Source organism: Mycobacteriales bacterium, from assembly GCA_035533475.1.
Taxonomy (GTDB): Bacteria; Actinomycetota; Actinomycetes; order DATLTS01; family DATLTS01; genus DATLTS01.
In genome coordinates this window covers 126693-142906 of the sequence record DATLTS010000041.1, presented here as the reverse complement: position 1 = coordinate 142906, position 16214 = coordinate 126693, and the positions used below count along the sequence as shown (strand labels likewise).

General features: G+C 70.3%; 14 protein-coding genes. 13 read left to right on the top strand and 1 reads right to left on the bottom strand.

Annotated features, from left to right (window positions below; genetic code table 11):
- Positions 1-280 precede the first annotated feature (280 nt).
- From ssd to VNG13_09280, 8 genes are all read left to right on the top strand, one after another.
- Complete coding sequence (gene ssd / locus VNG13_09315; protein ID HVA60718.1) at positions 281-1369, top strand: septum site-determining protein Ssd; 1089 nt, start codon at positions 281-283, stop codon at positions 1367-1369.
- Entirely contained in the window at positions 1366-2559 is a 1194-nt protein-coding gene (locus VNG13_09310) for a TadA family conjugal transfer-associated ATPase (GenBank protein HVA60717.1), read from the top strand. Before ssd ends, VNG13_09310 begins: the two co-directional genes overlap by 4 nt.
- Positions 2556-3392 (top strand): hypothetical protein, encoded by an 837-nt coding sequence (locus VNG13_09305; GenBank protein ID HVA60716.1) that lies wholly within the window; start codon positions 2556-2558, stop codon positions 3390-3392. Before VNG13_09310 ends, VNG13_09305 begins: the two co-directional genes overlap by 4 nt.
- A gap of 37 nt (positions 3393-3429) precedes the next feature.
- Positions 3430-4161, top strand: a complete 732-nt coding sequence (locus VNG13_09300) for a type II secretion system F family protein (protein HVA60715.1) — start codon at positions 3430-3432, stop codon at positions 4159-4161.
- A 151-nt stretch (positions 4162-4312) separates the two neighbouring features.
- Positions 4313-4528, top strand: a complete 216-nt coding sequence (locus VNG13_09295) for a DUF4244 domain-containing protein (GenBank protein HVA60714.1) — start codon at positions 4313-4315, stop codon at positions 4526-4528.
- A gap of 54 nt (positions 4529-4582) precedes the next feature.
- A complete protein-coding gene (locus VNG13_09290) occupies positions 4583-5083 on the top strand; it encodes a TadE family type IV pilus minor pilin (protein HVA60713.1) in 501 nt (166 codons plus the stop codon).
- On the top strand, positions 5016-5780 hold the full coding sequence (locus VNG13_09285) for a sortase (GenBank protein ID HVA60712.1): 765 nt from the start codon (positions 5016-5018) through the stop codon (positions 5778-5780). Before VNG13_09290 ends, VNG13_09285 begins: the two co-directional genes overlap by 68 nt.
- A 1-nt stretch (position 5781) precedes the next feature.
- A complete protein-coding gene (locus VNG13_09280; protein HVA60711.1) occupies positions 5782-7077 on the top strand; it encodes a hypothetical protein in 1296 nt (431 codons plus the stop codon).
- Here the strand turns inward: VNG13_09280 and VNG13_09275 are convergent.
- Complete coding sequence (locus VNG13_09275; protein HVA60710.1) at positions 7074-9392, bottom strand: DEAD/DEAH box helicase; 2319 nt, start codon at positions 9390-9392, stop codon at positions 7074-7076. The two genes, VNG13_09280 and VNG13_09275, sit on opposite strands and share 4 nt — an antisense overlap.
- Before the next feature lie 149 nt (positions 9393-9541).
- On the opposite strand from VNG13_09275, the gene VNG13_09270 reads away from it, so the two are divergent.
- The 5 genes from VNG13_09270 to topA all read left to right on the top strand — a co-directional run bounded on the left by VNG13_09270 (position 9542) and on the right by topA (position 16214).
- Positions 9542-9883 (top strand): STAS domain-containing protein, encoded by a 342-nt coding sequence (locus tag VNG13_09270; GenBank protein HVA60709.1) that lies wholly within the window; start codon positions 9542-9544, stop codon positions 9881-9883.
- A gap of 12 nt (positions 9884-9895) precedes the next feature.
- A complete protein-coding gene (locus VNG13_09265) occupies positions 9896-10378 on the top strand; it encodes an ATP-binding protein (GenBank protein HVA60708.1) in 483 nt (160 codons plus the stop codon).
- Between the two features lie 178 nt (positions 10379-10556).
- Complete coding sequence (locus tag VNG13_09260; GenBank protein HVA60707.1) at positions 10557-12842, top strand: sodium-translocating pyrophosphatase; 2286 nt, start codon at positions 10557-10559, stop codon at positions 12840-12842.
- Positions 12843-12884: 42 nt separating this feature from the next.
- Positions 12885-13472, top strand: coding sequence for a hypothetical protein (locus VNG13_09255; protein HVA60706.1), 588 nt, complete (start codon positions 12885-12887; stop codon positions 13470-13472).
- 63 nt (positions 13473-13535) lie between these two features.
- Entirely contained in the window at positions 13536-16214 is a 2679-nt protein-coding gene (gene topA / locus VNG13_09250; protein HVA60705.1) for a type I DNA topoisomerase, read from the top strand.

Here is a 16214-nt window from a genome sequence, read left to right as displayed (position 1 = left end):
CCGACGCGGGGGGATGGCCCGAGTCGAACGGCATCCGAGCCGGCGGGAAGCCCGCCGGCGACACACGAACGGTCCGGCTCATCCCCCCCGGAGTCGGATCTCGGGACGGCCCCCGCTACCCCCCAGCGGGGGCCGTCCGCTGTCCCGGGCTTCGGCCCCGCTGTCCACAGGGACAACTTCCAGGCCGGCTGTCCACAGATGATCGCTTCCGGCTGGGCCGACACCTCCCGCCGGCGGATCGTGACGGCGGCGGCACGTCGCCGCCCGATCGGAGGACCGCATGGCGCCGTTGCCTGACCACACCCGCCTCTCCGCTCAGGGCCGGCCCTTGATCATCACTGCCGATCCGGAATTGCTGGAGCAGTTGATCTCGCTTCTGGCGTCGCTCGGCGTCGAGCCGACCGTCGTCCTCGGCCCCGGTGCAGCGGGGCCGGACTGGGCGACCGCACGGGTCGTTCTGGTCGGCGCCGACGTGGCGATCGGCACGCCTCCGAGTTGGCCACTCCCCGCTCGGGAGGACGTGGTCGTCGTGGCCGGTTCCCGCGGGAGCTCTGGGCCGGTCGCCGCGGCGCTCGGGGCGGCCTGCACGTTCCGCCTGCCGGCGGAGGCGGCGGGCCTGCGAGCGGTGCTCGCGGCGGCGCTTTCCGGTGCAGGGCGGGCCGCCTGCGTCGGCGTGATCGGTGGGCGCGGCGGCGCTGGCGCGTCCACCCTGGCCGCCGCCCTCGCGCTGACCGGGAGCCGGTTGTGGCCCAGCGTGCTCGTCGACGCGGATCCCCTCGGCGGGGGGATCGACCTGATTCTCGGGGCCGAGGCGGTGGGCGGACTGCGTTGGCCCGACCTGTCGGCGAGCCGGGCACCGTTGAACCCGGCCGGCCTGAGGGAGGCCTTGGTGCGGGTGGACGAACTGCGCGTTCTGTCCTGGGACCGGCTCAGCCCGCCGTCGGAGTCCGGGGCCTGGATGACCGCGGTGCTTGGTGGGGTGGTCGGGACGCATCAACTGGTTGTGGTCGACCTGCCGCGCCAGATCGACTCGGCAGCCCTGGCGGCGCTGGACTTCACGAGGACGGTCCTGGTCGTCGTGCCGGCCGACTTGCGGGCAGCAGCAGCAGCCGGTCGGGTGGCCGCCGGGCTGACCGGTCACTGCCAGGATGTCCGGCTCGTCGTCCGTGGCCCGGCGCCGGGTGGGCTCGACCCGGCCGCCATCGCCGACGCGCTCGAACTCCCGCTCGCGGGTTCATTGCGGGCCGAACCGGGGTTGGCTGCGGCGCTCGAGCGAGGTGAGCCGCCGGGCCGTTCCGGACGCGGACCGCTGGCAGCGTTCTGTCGCCGTCTGCTTGCCGAACTGATCCCGGTTGTGGCCGCGGCGTGAACGTCTGGGCTGCGCCCGAGCGGCCACCCGGGCCCTCTGCCGAACTCGGTCTGACCGCGAAGATCCGCCACCGGCTGGTCGCATCCCGGCGGCCCGCCAGCCCGGAGGCGGTCGGCTCTGCGTTGCGGGAGGTCCAGCCCTGGCTCGGGGCGGTCGACCGGCTCGAGGTCGCGAAATCGGTGCACGCCGACCTGGCTGGGCTGGGACCGTTGCAGCGAATCCTTTCCGACCCGCGGGTCAGCGACATCTGCGTCAATGCATCCCGTGAGGTCTGGATCGATCGAGGTGACGGCATGGAGCCAGCCGGCGTCGCCTTCGAGGATGAACACCAGGTGCGGAGCCTCGCGGTGCGACTCGCCCAGGCGGCGGGTAGGCGCCTGGATGACAGCTCGCCGTTCGTCGATGCCGCGCTACCGGAAGGGATTCGGCTGCACGCCGTGCTGCCGCCCGTAGCCGACGGCGGGACCTGCATCTCGTTGCGGATCCCCCGGTCCCGGGGGTTCAGCATGGCCGAGTTGGTCGACGCGGGGACGGTGAGCCCGGCGGGGGCCGAACTGCTCCAAAGGGTTGTGCGGCGGCGGCTGAGCTTCCTCGTCTCCGGTGGCGCTGGATCCGGCAAGACCACGCTGCTCGGTGCCTTGCTGAGCCTGGCGGCTCCTGGTGAGCGCCTGGTGCTTGTCGAGGACACGGCAGAGCTCATCGTCCGCGCGGGCCACCTGGTCCGGCTGCAGGGACGGCCGGCGAATGCGGAGGGATCGGGCGCGATCGCGCAGTCGACGCTCGTCCGGCAGGCGTTGCGGATGCGGCCCGACCGGCTGGTGGTGGGGGAGTGTCGCGGAGTCGACGTGCTCGACTTGCTCAGTGCGCTCAACACCGGACACGACGGCGGGTGCGGCACAGTTCATGCCAACCGCGCTTGCGAGGTGCCCGCGCGGTTGGAGGCACTCGCCGCGCCGGCCGGGTTGGCCCGCAACGCCCTGCACAGCCTGCTGGCGGCTGCTGTCGACGCCGTCATTCACCTCGATCGCCGTCCGGACGGTGTCCGTCGGGTGGCCGAACTCGCGCTCTGCCGCCGGCTCGCTGACGGTCGGGTCGAGGTAGTGGGGGCGTATCGCCGCCTCGATGCGGGCGAGCCGGTGCCGGGTCCGGCCGCAGCCGACCTCGACGCCCGGCTCGCCGGAACGCCATGACCACCGTCGTCGTGGCGCCCGCCGGGCTGGCCGCCCTCGCCGGATACTGGGCGGTCCCCGGCGGCGCGTCGTTGGGTCGGCTGGAGCGACTGCGTCGCATGCGTGCCGATCCGGCGAACCGGCTGCTCGCGCTCGACCGGATCGCCGTGCTGCCGGGTGGCCGGGCCCTGGCCATGGCCGTCGCTTGCACCGGCTTGAGCTATGGGATCGGGGACTGGCTGGGGGCAGTCGTCGCTGTCATCGCGCTCGCTTTCCTCCGCACCCGGGCCGTGGGCGCCCAGGCAAGGGTGGTTGCTCGACGCCGAAGCTGCGTGGTCGCGGCGACGACCGGCCTGATGGACGAGCTGCGTGCTGGTCAGCCGCCCAGGCAAGCGCTTGCCGCGGTCGCGTCGGCGGCCGGAGAGCTGGCCGGCCCCCTAGCGACGGTGGCCGCTGAGGCCAAGCTGGGGGCCGACGTCCCTCTCCTGTTGAACGGCCTGGCCGAGCTTGCGGGCGCCGAGGGGTTACGGGCCCTCGCCGGCTGCTGGGCGGCCACCGAGTCGAGCGGTGCCAGCCTCGCCGACGCGCTGGAGGGTGTCATCGGTGCCCTCGAGGGCCGGATCCGGGCCGGCGCAGAGGCCCATGCGCAACTGTCCGGCGCACGGGCGTCGATGGGACTCCTCACGCTCCTGCCGCTGGCTGGGATCGCCTTGGGCACGGCAGTCGGGGCGGCGCCTGCCCATCTGCTTCTGCACACCGGCACGGGACACATCCTGCTTGTCGGTGGCGGCCTGCTCGACTTTGCCGGGTGGCGCTGGGGCACCCTGGTCGCCCGAGCCGCGGAACGGGTGTGAGAAGCACCGACCTGAGGCCGCGCGGCGCCGGGCGGTCGTGACGTCCCTGATTGCCGTATCCGCCGTGTGGGTGGCCGTCGGGCTGGCCACTCCGGATCGGACGGCGGCGGACCGGCTGTCCCGGGCCTACCCCAGGCCACGCCCGGCCCGCCTCGAGGGCGCTGCCGCTCGGAAGCGTCGCGCGTGCACGGTAGGTGCGGCATCTGCGGCTCTGCTGGTCGCCACCGTCGTGGGCGGTCTCGCCGGTGTCGCGCTGGGAGCCGGCGTCGGTGCCGCGACGCATCGCTGGCTCGCTCGCCTGGAGTCGGCAGCGGAGCGGCGCCGGCGGGCCGCCGTGGTGGAGGACCTGCCGCTCGCCCTCGACCTGATCGCCGGATGCCTGCGAGCCGGTCTGTCCATGCCGGCATCGCTGCGGGCGGCGGCGGGCGGCACCGGGCCGGCGCTTTCGAGGTGGCTGCTCGACCCGGTTGAGCGGCTCGCGCTTGGCGCCGTGCCGAGCGAGGCCTGGGCCGGCTGGGCCGCCGACCCACTGCTGGCGCCGGCGGCGCGCGTGCTCCTGCGGGCAAGCACGACGGGGGCGCAGGCGTCGGGTGCGCTCCGCCGGCTCGCGATCGGTGAGCGGCAACGAGCACGGGACCGGGCGGTGGCCGGCGCCGGAACCGCTTCCGTCCGCGCGCTACTGCCGGTGACCCTCTGCTTCCTTCCGGCCTTCGTCCTGCTCGGCGTGGTCCCAATCGCGCTCGGGTTGCTTCGGGTGCTCCGTGGCTGACCCTGGGTTTTCCCCACCCTCCCCGGGGCCGGTCGTTCTCCACAGATGAGCAGCGCAAGCTGCCGCACCGACGCGCCGCGGCGCATCGTCGGTGGTGCTCGGCGCTGCGCCGGGCCCGCACCGGCCGGATCGCCGGCTTCCGGGAGGAATCATGCTTCGCTGGCTACGGGCGCGACTTCGGGCCGATGATGGAATGGCAACCGCCGAGTACGCGGTGGGAACCCTCGCCGCCGTTGCCTTCGCGGTGCTGCTGTTCAAGATTGCCACCAGCCCGCAGATCATCGGTGACATGGCCAGCATCTTCAACATGGCCTTTCACCAGATCAGTCCGTCGGTCCTGTTCGGTAGTGCAGCGACCGGTCACTGAATGTCATCGACGGGCCGCCGCCGGTCCCGACGCCTGGCTGTGAGAAGCGAGGGCATGGTGACGGTCGAGGCCGCCCTGGTTTTCCCGACCGTCGTGGTGCTCCTGGCGGTGGCGTTGTGGACGCTGGCGGCGGCGTGGGCGCACCTGCGCTGCACAGCCGCCGCCAGCGCGGCGGCCGCCGCCGCCGACGCGGGGGCTCCGGCCGCGGTGGTCGCCGCCGTGGCCGCCCGGGACGCGCCGCCCGGGGCAACGGTCAGGATCCAGGAAACACCCCGGTTTCTCACGGTGTGGGTTGTGGTGACCGTTCGGCCGTTCGGAGGTGTCTTGCGCCGGCTGCCCGGGATCACGGTCTCGGATCATGAGAGCGTCTGGGCTGGTGGCGGCGGGCTGTCGGGTTTGGCGGGGTCTCCGGGCTCCAGGCGTAACCTTGGGGCCCCGATAGTCGTTTCATCCATCGACCGCTGCCGTCCGCTTAGGAGCCCTGCCGATGACGCCGAGTTTCGTGCCTTCCCCGCTCCCGGGGCGGCCACGGGGGGTCTTCGGGTTGTTGGGTGACACGCTGCGCCGGCCGGGCGGTCGACGGGGCATCTCGGGACTCACCGTGGTGCTGTTGGTAGCCGGGATCGGGATGTTCGCGTGGCCGCTGTACACCGACTGGCTAGCCCACAACCGGCAGGGCCAGCTGCGATCGCAGTTCACCAGCCCCTCCTACGTGCAGGAATATCTGACCGGCCACATCCAGGTGGGCCAGGGGCTGACCGAGCTTCAGATTCCGAGCCTCAACGTCGACGTTCTCGTTGTGCAGGGAACCACGCTGGCGGCGCTGCGGGCCGGAGCCGGCCACTACGTGGACACCCCGCTGCCGGGGGCCAAGGGCAACGTCGGGATCGCCGGGCACCGCACGACCTTCGGGCGCCCGTTCAACCGGCTCGATGAGTTGAAGCCCGGTCAGGTCGTCTATCTGATCACTCCCTTCGGCAAGTTCACCTACAGCGTCGTGCCGGGTTCCGAGGTCCAGGACCCCAGCGACCAGCCGGACCTGAACGGTGACTTCCACGCGAATCCCTGGATCGTCGACCCCAACAACTACCGCGTCGTTGCCCAGACCGGGATCCTCGGCGCCGGCCATTGGCTGACGCTGACGACATGCAATCCCAAGGGGAGCGCAGCGCAGCGACTCATCCTCCGGCTTGTGCTGACCCACACCGAGGTACTCAGACCGGCCCCGCAGCCCACCGGAACGGGTCACTGAGGTGGCGGGAGACGACCGGGCGAGCGACGCGGCCCCCGACCGGGCAGCCTCCCGGGGCCGTACGCTGCCCCGGCTCGCCGCGGGGCTCGTGCTGGCGGGCGGGGTGCTGGCTCCGCTGGCCCTGGCCGCTCCGGCCTGGGCGGCGAGCGCCAGTATCGTGATCAAGGACTCGAGCGGCGGTCAGGTCACCGACGGTGGTCAAGTCACTACGTTCGGCGACGTTCTCAGCGTGTCGGCCACCGTGCCGGTCGCTGCCGGAGACGTCAACGGCCACACCTGGATGCTCATAGTGACCTCCCCGACCGGGCAGGGAAGCGCCAATTGCACCCTCGACAGCGAGCAGGTGCCGGCGAATCCCGGCGTCGGCGGCAGCGCCGAGATCGGTCCCAAGTCGATCGAGACGACTGCCTTCAACCAGGGCACCTGCGCGAGTGATGCGCCACCGCCCTACAACGGCAGCTACACGATCACCCTGTACCGGGACGGCACGGCCGCCAAGGACGCGACGAGTGCGACGAATTTCACCTTCGCCCTACCCCCGGCTCCGGTTCAGGGAGTCCGGGCGACGGCAGCCTCGAACGGATCTACGGTCACCGTGGGCTGGGCTGCGAACAGTGAGCCGGACCTCACCGCATACGACCTCTACACGCAGTCGGCCGGTAACGATTCGGCCGCGGCGTCGGGGCTGAGCCCGAGTCAGTACTGCACCAGCGGCACTTGCTCGGCGACGCTCTCGGCCCCACCCCCCGGCAACTACGCGTTCGTCGTCCGGGCCGACCGCACCACCAGCCCCGGTGGTTCAGTCACCGTCCAGTCGGCCGATTCTTCCGCGGCGGACGTCAGCGTGCCGAAGCCGCCACCGTCGCCGTCCCCTTCCGCGGGAGGAAACTCCAGCGGGGGCGGTGTTTCCGGCGGTGGTGGCAGCTCCCTGTCGGGTGGCTCGGGCTCCGGTCGGGCCGGCGCGCCGCCGATCGCCTCACGGCGGGGCGTCCTCCAGGCGTTCAAGAACTTCGTGCCGGCCCCCGTCACGGTGGCGCCGCCCAACGTGTCGGCGCCCGCGCCGATCACCGTGTTCGCCCCGCTGCCGGAGGGCACCTATCAACCGGAATTGCCCTACGGCAAGCAGACGACGCCCGGTCAGTTGTTGGTCTTCCGCAAGGGTGGATCCTCGTTCAGCTCCGCGCTCTCCTCGGTGGCGACTTCGGGCCCGCTTTGGACTTCGGTCGCCGGCGCACTATTGCTCCTGCTGATCGCGATGCACCTGCAGAGCTGGCTGCGCCGCAGCGTCGACGGCTAATCCGAGATCGCTGCGACCGTGGCTAGAAGGAGGCGCGCGCCCGCGCGCTTCTCGAGGAGAGCGTTCCCGCTCCAGCAAATCGGTGACTGGACGCAGGACGGGCATCCGTGCAGGCAGGGGCATTCGGCCACCGCTGCCGCGCTAGCCCGGAGCCAGGGTCGCCCGGCCGCGTAGCCCCGCTCCGCGAATCCCGCCCCGCCGGGGTGACCGTCGTAGACAAAGATCGTGGCCATCCCGGTGTCCACGTGTAGCGCGGTGGACACCCCGCCGATGTCCCATCGGTCGCAAGTGGCGAACAACGGAAGCAGGCTGGTCGCGGCATGCTCCGCGGCGTGGGCCGCCCCGGCCAACACCCCCGATTCGATGGCGGCGGCGGCCAGGAGGGCTTCCGACGCCGTCCACCACACGGCACGAGTTCGGAGTTGGCGCTCCGGGAGATCAAGCGGATCCTCCCCGAGGATCTCACCGGTGAGCACTCGCCGACGGATATAGGAAACCACCCGGTGCGTAATGTCCACCGTCCCGAAACAAAGGGTTGCCCCGTCCCCAGGGGTGCGCCGGTCCTCGGTGTTGATGCGCAGATCCGTGTGCCCCCTGGCCACCGTCGTGTAGTCGACCGAGGTGGGCTCGACGAAGGCAACCGCATCCTCGACCTCGAGCCGGCGCACCAGATAGCTCTCGCCCTGATGCAGGTATAACGCTCCGTCGTGGACGGCGGCATGCGAGGCGGCCGAGTCGACGGTGCCGAGCAGCCGTCCGGTTCCTTCTTCGACAACCCGCACCGGGGAGCCGCCGACCCCGCGCAGGTCCACGAGATCCCCCGCCCGCTCCCGGTGTGTCCAGTACCAGCCGGTCGAGCGGCGGCGAAGCAGCCCCTGGTCGACGAGGCTTTCGACCAACGCGGGCGCGCCCGCACCGAATATCGGGAGATCCGCGTCGGTGAGCGGCAGCTCGGCGGCCGCAGCGGCTAGGTGCGGGCCGAGAACGTAGGGGTTGCCCGGATCGAAGATGCTGGCCTCCACCGGTTGCCCGAACAGGGCCTCCGGATGATGCAGGAGGTATCGGTCGAGCGCGTTGTCACTTCCAACGAGCACTGCTATCGCACCTCGACCGGCTCGACCGGCCCGTCCGGCCTGCTGCACGAGGGCTGCCCGGGTTCCCGGGTAGCCGGCGATGAGCACCACATCCAGGCCAGCCACGTTGATGCCCAATTCCAGCGCCGGGGTGGTGGCCATGCCGACGAGCTCACCTTCGCGGAGGCCGCATTCGAGCGCCCGCCGCTCTTCGGCCAGATAGCCGCCGCGGTAGGCGGCAACCCGGTTCCCGAGCCCAGGAACGTCCGCCAGGTGGTTCTGCGCGGACATAGCCACCGCTTCTGCTCCGCGCCGTGAGCGGACGAAGGCCAGAGTCCGGACGCCGGAGGCAACGAGGTGCGCGAGGAGATCAGCCGTCTCCGCGGTCGCGCTGCGCCGGCCGCCCCCGGCCGAGGCGGGATCCAGCAGCGGTGGCTCCCACAGGACGAATGCCATCTCGGCCCGAGGCGTCGCGTCGTCCACGACGGCGGTCACCGGTAGACCGATCAGCCGAGCTGCCGCCTGTGCCGGCTCGGCCACGGTCGCCGAAGCCAGCAGGAAGGTCGGCGAGGCGCCGTGGTGCTCAGCGACCCGGCGCAGCCGCCGCAACAGGGCGGCCATGTGCGAGCCGAACACCCCTCGATAGCCGTGGCATTCATCGACGACGACGAACTCGAGACGGGCGAGGAAACGGCCCCAACGCTCGTGCCGGGGTAGCAGGGATCGATGAAGCATGTCCGGGTTGGTCAGGACCAGGTGCGCAAAGGACCGTACCCAGTCGCGCTCCTCGTAGGCGGTGTCGCCATCGAAGGTCGCGGCCCGTGCTCCCGACACGCCGAGCGACTCGATGGCGTGTAGCTGGTCGGCCGCAAGTGCTTTGGTGGGCGACAGGTAGAGCGTCGTCGCTCCGCGAGATATCGCTGCCGAGAGTGTCGGAAGCAGGTAGCCCAGACTTTTCCCGGATGCCGTCCCGGTCGCCACTACCGTCGAGACGCCGGCCCACGCCAGCTCGGCGATCTCCACCTGGTGCGCCCAGGGGGCATGGATCCCGACCCTGAAAAGCCCTTCGAGGAGCTCTGCGGCGACGAATGAGGGCCAGTGCCCGCTGCGGCCGGGGCGGCCCGGGACACGTTCCACATGGGTGATCCGTCCGGCTCGGGAAGGGTCGCGGAGCATGGCGGCGAGGACATCCGGGGTGGCCGGGCGGACGGGCACACCCGAGGTCGTGGCGGTGGGGGACATCGGAGATGAGTCTCGCACCAGGGACGCCCGAGTCGGCCGAATGTGCCCTCGCATGATTGAATCGCGAACCGGTGGGTCAGCCGGCGGTGGCTCGCCGGGCGGGATTGTGGTTTGCGTGTGCCGGCGCTTGATCGATCGAGGAGGACCGCGTGGACCTATCCCTGTCGACCCGTACGGAGGGTGACCGGACGGTCGTCTCGGTTGGTGGCGAGATCGACGTCTACACCGCCCCCAAGTTGCGCGAGCAGCTCATCGATCTGGTTTCGAACGGCAACTACCACCTAATCGTCGATATGGAAGGCGTCGAGTTCCTCGACTCCACCGGCCTCGGCGTGCTCGTCGGTGGACTCAAGCGGGTCAGGGCGCATGAAGGATCCCTCCGCCTGGTCTGTACGCAGGACCGGATCCTCAAGATCTTCCGGATCACCGGGTTGACCAAGGTGTTCCCGATCCACGGTTCGGTGGCCGAGGCCGTTTCGGCCTCGGACTGATCTCGACGTCCGATGCCGACGGTCGAGGTCACGTTCACCGCGCTTCCGGCGCATGTCCGTACCGCGCGATTGATCGCCACGGCAGTCGCCCGTCGGGCCGGGGTGCCCGATGAGTTCTTGGACGAGGTTCGGCTGGCCGTCGGGGAGGCGTGCTCCCGGGCGGTTGGCTTGCACCAGCGGCACGCGCCCAGTGCGCCGGTCGGCCTGAGTCTGAGCGACGACGGCGGGCGCTACTCGGTTGTCGTCTCGGACATCGCTCCGGCGGACGAGGACGTGATAGCTGCCGACCTGCACGCGTTCGATCCGGACGAGTTGGCCGCCCCCGCCCCGGGTGCTGGGCCCGATCCGTTGCCCGACTTGCTGCCGCCGGGCTTCGGTCTCGCCGTGATCGCTGGGTTGGTCGACGATGTGGCGGTTACCACCGACCACGAGGGGACCACGGTGCGGATGAGCTGGCCGGCTGGCTCCGAGCAGGGCTCGATCCCGGCTTCCTAGCCTCCCCCGTGCCGCCGGAGCGTCCCGCGTGGTGCGTTGGGCGCCTCGCTGGGTGACCTGGGTTGGCTACTCGCCGACCGGTTCCGTAGACTCGCGCCGGCCCGGGTACGTCGATCGTGTCCCGGAGGCTGTCCGCACCCGTCTTTAGGCGTGGTGCGTCCGTGTTCAAGGAGGAATGATGTTCCGGCTGGTGGCCGCCGACCCCCTGAGAAGCACACATGTCGGCGGCGCCGACTACGGCATCGTGGTCGGGGTCCTCGTGATCGCTGTGCTGGCGCTGCTCGTCGCGGGTGTGCTGGTCCGCGAGGTGCTGGCCGCGGACGAGGGCAGTGCGCGGATGCGCGAGATCGCCCTCGCTGTCCAGGAGGGCGCCGCCGCCTACCTGCGGCGGCAGTTCAAGACACTCGTGCCATTCGCGGTGATCATCTTCGCGGTGCTCTTCCTCCTTCCGGCGGACACCACGGGCACCAAGATCGGGCGCTCGGTCTTCTTCCTGTTCGGAGCCGGCTTCTCGGCCCTTACCGGCTTCGTCGGCATGAGCCTCGCGGTGCGGGCGAACGTCCGGGTGGCCGCAGCGGCGGAAACCACCGGCTCGAAGCGGGCGATGCGGATCGCCTTTCGAGCCGGTGGTGTGGCGGGCATGTTCACAGTCGGGCTGGGCCTGGCCGGTGCCGCGATCGTGCTCCTAGTCTTCAACGAGCACGCCCCGCAGGTGCTGGAAGGTTTCGGCTTCGGGGCCGCGTTGCTGGCGATGTTCATGCGGGTCGGGGGTGGGATCTTCACGAAGGCAGCCGACGTCGGCGCCGACCTGGTCGGCAAGGTCGAGCAGGGCATTCCGGAGGACGACCCGCGAAACGCGGCGACGATCGCCGACAACGTGGGCGACAACGTCGGTGACTGCGCCGGCATGGCTGCCGACCTCTTCGAGTCCTACGCGGTGACGCTGGTCGCCGCCTTGATCCTCGGCCAGACCGCTTTCGGCATGAAGGGCCTGGTGTTCCCGCTCATCGTCCCGGCCATTGGTGTGATCACCGCCGTGGTCGGGATCCTCGTCGTGTCCCCGCGACCGTCGGACCGCACCGGGCTGACCGCCATCAACCGCGGGTTCTTCGTTTCTGCGCTGATCTCAGTCATTCTGGTCGCGATCGCCTCCTTTACCTTCCTGCCGTCCACGTTCGCCAAGCTGCATGTCGCTGCTGTCGCTCAGCTGTCGGGTAATCCCAGGCTCATCGCTTTCCTGGCGGTCTTGATCGGGCTCGTCCTCGCGTCTGTGATCCAGGTACTCACCGGGTACTTCACCGAGACCAGCCGAAAGCCGGTGCGGGAGATCGGTCGCTCCTCGCTCACCGGACCGGCAACGGTCATCCTCTCCGGCATCTCGGTCGGCCTGGAGTCCGCGGTCTACACCGCGATTCTCATCGGGGGCGCGGTCTACCTCGCGTTCCTGCTAGGTCACGGGTCGGTCATCGTCGCCCTCTTCGCGGTTGCCTTGGCCGGCACCGGACTGCTCACCACGGTCGGGGTGATCGTGTCGATGGACACCTTCGGTCCGGTGAGCGACAACGCGCAAGGCATCGCGGAGATGTCCGGAGAGGTGAGCACGACCGGTGCGCAGGTCCTCACCGACCTGGATGCAGTCGGAAACACGACGAAAGCGATCACCAAGGGGATCGCGATTGCGACCGCCGTGCTCGCTGCGACTGCCCTGTTCGGCTCGTTCGCGACTGCCGTTCGGCTCAACGGAGTGGCCACCTTCGCCATCTCGGTGAACAAGCCCAACGTGCTGTTCGGGCTGATCCTCGGTGCCTCCGTGGTCTTCTTCTTCTCCGGCCTGGCGATCAGTGCCGTGGCGCGGGCGGCCGGACGGGTCGTCATCGAGGTGCGTGCGCAGTTCCGCGGCAACCCTGGAATTATGGACGGGACCGTGCGCCCCGATTACGGCCGCGTGGTTGACATCTGCACTCGGGACTCACTGCGCGAGCTGGCTACTCCCGGATTGCTGGCCGTTCTCGCGCCGATCGCGACCGGATTCTTCCTGGGCTACGAGCCGCTCGGCGCGTTCCTTGCCGGGGCCATCGGGGCGGGCGTGCTGATGGCAGTCTTCCTGGCCAACTCAGGCGGAGCCTGGGACAACGCCAAGAAGCTCGTGGAGGAAGGCCTTTACGGGGGTAAAGGATCCGACGCTCACGCCGCGACGGTGATCGGGGACACCGTAGGTGACCCGTTCAAGGACACGGCCGGCCCAGCTCTCAACCCGCTGCTCAAGGTAATGAACCTGGTGTCGTTGCTCATCGCCCCGACGGTCGTGAAGTACGGGGTCGGTGGTCCGCACGCCAACGCCGCGCTCCGCGTCGTCGTGGGTCTGCTCGCCGTCGCCGGCATCGTCGCCGCGGTGGTCGTCAGCAAACGGCGCGTCGTCGAGTTCGGGCCGCAGCCGGACGTCGTGGAGAAGCTGCCCGGATAACCGGGCGGGGTCGCCGGGACCTTTCGGCTACCGTCGCACCTGATGTCCCAACTGTCGTTCTTCTCCGCGGAGTCGATGCCGCCGTCACCGCTCGATGTCGAAGGACTGCTTGCCGGACCGGCGCAGATTGCCCGACGTGGATCGGAAGCCCGGCTGAGCGTCGTCGTGAGCGACGAGCCGTGGCGCGTGGTCGCCCTGCTCACCGGTCTACGGGACCGGGGACTCGAGCCGGAGACCGTCCCGAGTGACGGAGCCGGAACGATCGTCGTGCGGACCGCCTTCAGCCGCGCCCTGCACCCGCTGGCCGATCGGTGGGCCGTGGGCGCCGTGAAACGGCCACCGGTCGGATTCGTCCTCGACGGATCCAGGTTGCGCTGGTGGTGCCTGTCCGCGGGTTCCGGTGGCCCGCTCGGTTATACGTTGGTCCTCGGCAAGGGCGACCAGTCGGCGTGGCCGGCCTTGGGCGCCGCCCTTTCGGCCGTCGGCGTTCCGGCCGCGCTGGTCCGCCCGCGGGGCGCCGGCCCGGTCTACCGTGTGGTCGGCCGCCGCCGGCTGGCTCGGCTACGGGAGTTGGTCGGCGAACCTCCGGACGGCGCCCCGGGGAACGCCTGGCCGATGGCCGGGAGTTGACACGACGGCTGCGGGCATGGCCACACTCCGGCGGCCCGATCTCGACTGGAGGATGACCGAACCGTGCCCGCCACTACGCCGTCCCGCGCCGCCGCCGGCCCCCGTCGGCTGGTGATCGTCGAGTCACCGGCCAAAGCGCGGACCATCGCGGGCTATCTCGGCGACGCCTACGTGGTGGAGTCCTCGATCGGGCATGTCCGGGACCTGCCGAGCCGGGCGGCCGACATACCGGCAAGTGAGAAAGGCAAGCCATGGGCCCGGCTCGGCGTCGACGTCGAGCACGGCTTCGCCCCCCTCTACGTCGTGACCCCGGACAAGAAGGCCCAGGTCGCGAAGCTGAAGAAGGCGCTGGCCGGCGCCGACGAGCTCTTCCTCGCGACTGACGAGGACCGTGAGGGTGAGGCCATCGCCTGGCACCTCGTCGAGGTTCTCCGCCCAAGCGTTCCGGTTCGTCGGATGATCTTCCACGAGATCACGCCGCAGGCGATCCGGGAGGCGGTGGAGAGCCCACGCGACATCGACCGGGCCCTCGTCGACGCCCAGGAGACGCGGCGCATCCTCGATCGGCTCTACGGCTATGAAGTCTCCCCGGTGTTATGGAAGAAGGTGATGCGCGGGCTGTCCGCTGGCCGGGTCCAGTCGGTGGCGACCCGGATCATTGTCGAACGCGAGCGCGCGAGGATCCGTTTCCGGAGCGCGTCCTACTGGGATCTCGAGGCCACCTTTGACACGGGTCGGGAGCCGGCCGAGCCTGGCGAACCGACGAGCTTCAGCGCAGCCTTGGTCGCCTTGGATGGGGAGCGGGTCGCCACCGGCCGGGACTTCGGTGAAGACGGACGCTTGCGTACGGCGAAGGCCAGTCAACTCGACGAGGCAGCCGCGCGGGCCCTTGCCGAGCGGTTGCGCGGGATCGAGTTCAGCGTCCGCGGCGTCGAGGACAAGCCGTACCGGCGCTCGCCCTACCCGCCGTTCATGACGAGCACGCTCCAGCAGGAGGCGGGGCGCAAGCTGAGATTGTCAAGCCAGACCACGATGCGGATCGCTCAACGACTGTACGAGAACGGCTACATCACCTACATGCGAACCGACTCGACGACGCTGTCGGACACCGCTCTGGTGGCCGCTCGCGACCAGGCCCGGGAAATGTACGGGGACGCCTACGTGCCTGCGGCGCCGCGGCGGTACGAGAAGAAGGTGAAGAACGCTCAGGAGGCGCACGAGGCGATTCGACCGGCTGGTGACCGCTTCCGAACGCCGGCGCAACTGGCTGGCGAGCTGTCCAGCGAAGAGTTGCGTCTCTACGAGCTGGTCTGGCGACGCACCGTCGCCTCACAGATGACCGACGCTGTGGGTCAGTCAGTGTCGGTGCGGGCATCCGGCACGTCGAGCGGCGGTGAGGTCGCCGAATTTGCGGCAACCGGCAAGATGATCACGTTCCCGGGCTTCCTCCGTGCCTATGTCGAGGGCAGCGATGACCCGGAGGGGGACCTTGACGATCGCGAGCGCCGGCTGCCAGCCCTGGCCGCCGGCCAATCGCTCACGGCCGCCGGCATCGAACCGCAGGGCCACGCCACGAACCCACCCGCCCGATACACCGAGGCCAGCCTGGTCAAGGCGCTCGAGGAGCTGGGTGTCGGCCGCCCGTCGACATACGCGAGCATCATCGGCACGATCCAGGACCGTGGCTACGTTTTCCGGCGCGGCCAGGCGCTCGTCCCGAGTTTCACCGCTTTTGCGGTTGTCGGCCTGCTCGAGCGGCACTTCTCCCGGCTGGTCGACTACGGGTTCACGGCCTCGATGGAGGACGACCTCGACGAGATCGCGAACGGGCGGCAGCAGGGGGTGCCGTGGCTGACCCGTTTCTACTTCGGGTCGGCGTCCGGAGAGGCCACCGCCGCGGGCCTGCAGTCCCAGGTCTCCGAGCAGCTCGCAGAGATCGACGCCCGTGAGGTGAACTCGATCCCCATCGGGGTCGACGCATCCGGCCGCTCGATCGTCGTCCGGGTCGGTCGGTATGGGCCTTTCGTTCAGCGCGACGACGATCGGGCGAGCGTCCCCGAGGATCTCGCGCCGGACGAGCTGACGCTCGACAAGGCCGTCGAACTACTCGAGCAACCATCCGGGGACAAGCTGCTCGGCACCGACTTCGACAGTGGCCTCGACATCGTCGCGCGGTCCGGGCGGTTCGGTCCGTATGTGACTACCGTTCTGCCCGAGGGCTCGGCTGAGCAGCCCCGGACCGCGTCGCTGCTCAAGTCCCAGTCGCTGGACTCGCTGACCCTCGAGGACGCCCTGCAGCTGCTTTCGCTGCCCCGGACGCTCGGGACCGCCCCGGACGGGGAGGAGGTCACCGCGCAGAACGGTAGATACGGGCCGTACGTGAAAAAGGGCAGTGAGTCGAGGTCCCTGGAATCGGAGGAGTCGCTGTTCACCGTCGACCTCGACGCGGCGCTCGCGTTGCTCGCACAGCCGAAAGCCCGCGGTCGCGGTCGGGCTGCCGCCGCGCCGCCGCTGCGTGAGCTCGGGGTCGACCCCGCGACCGGACGGGCGATGCTGGTGCGTGAGGGTCGGTTCGGTCCGTACGTCACCGACGGCGAGACCAACGCGAGCCTGCGCAAAGGGGACGACGTCGCTACGGTGACCACAGAACGCGGGGCCGAGCTCCTCGCCGACCGTCGGGCCCGCGGCCCGGCCGCTCCACGGCGGCGTTCTTCCCGACGGAAGGGTCCAGGCGGCGGTTAG

Coding starts and splice junctions, on each gene's coding strand:
- ssd (HVA60718.1), top strand. CDS start 281: ATGGCGCCGTTGCCTGACCACACCCGCCTCTCCGCTCAGGGCCGGCCC.
- VNG13_09305 (HVA60716.1), top strand. CDS start 2,556: ATGACCACCGTCGTCGTGGCGCCCGCCGGGCTGGCCGCCCTCGCCGGA.
- VNG13_09295 (HVA60714.1), top strand. CDS start 4,313: ATGCTTCGCTGGCTACGGGCGCGACTTCGGGCCGATGATGGAATGGCA.
- VNG13_09290 (HVA60713.1), top strand. CDS start 4,583: ATGGTGACGGTCGAGGCCGCCCTGGTTTTCCCGACCGTCGTGGTGCTC.
- VNG13_09285 (HVA60712.1), top strand. CDS start 5,016: ATGACGCCGAGTTTCGTGCCTTCCCCGCTCCCGGGGCGGCCACGGGGG.
- VNG13_09275 (HVA60710.1), bottom strand. CDS start 9,392: ATGTCCCCCACCGCCACGACCTCGGGTGTGCCCGTCCGCCCGGCCACC.
- VNG13_09265 (HVA60708.1), top strand. CDS start 9,896: ATGCCGACGGTCGAGGTCACGTTCACCGCGCTTCCGGCGCATGTCCGT.
- VNG13_09260 (HVA60707.1), top strand. CDS start 10,557: ATGTTCCGGCTGGTGGCCGCCGACCCCCTGAGAAGCACACATGTCGGC.
- VNG13_09255 (HVA60706.1), top strand. CDS start 12,885: ATGTCCCAACTGTCGTTCTTCTCCGCGGAGTCGATGCCGCCGTCACCG.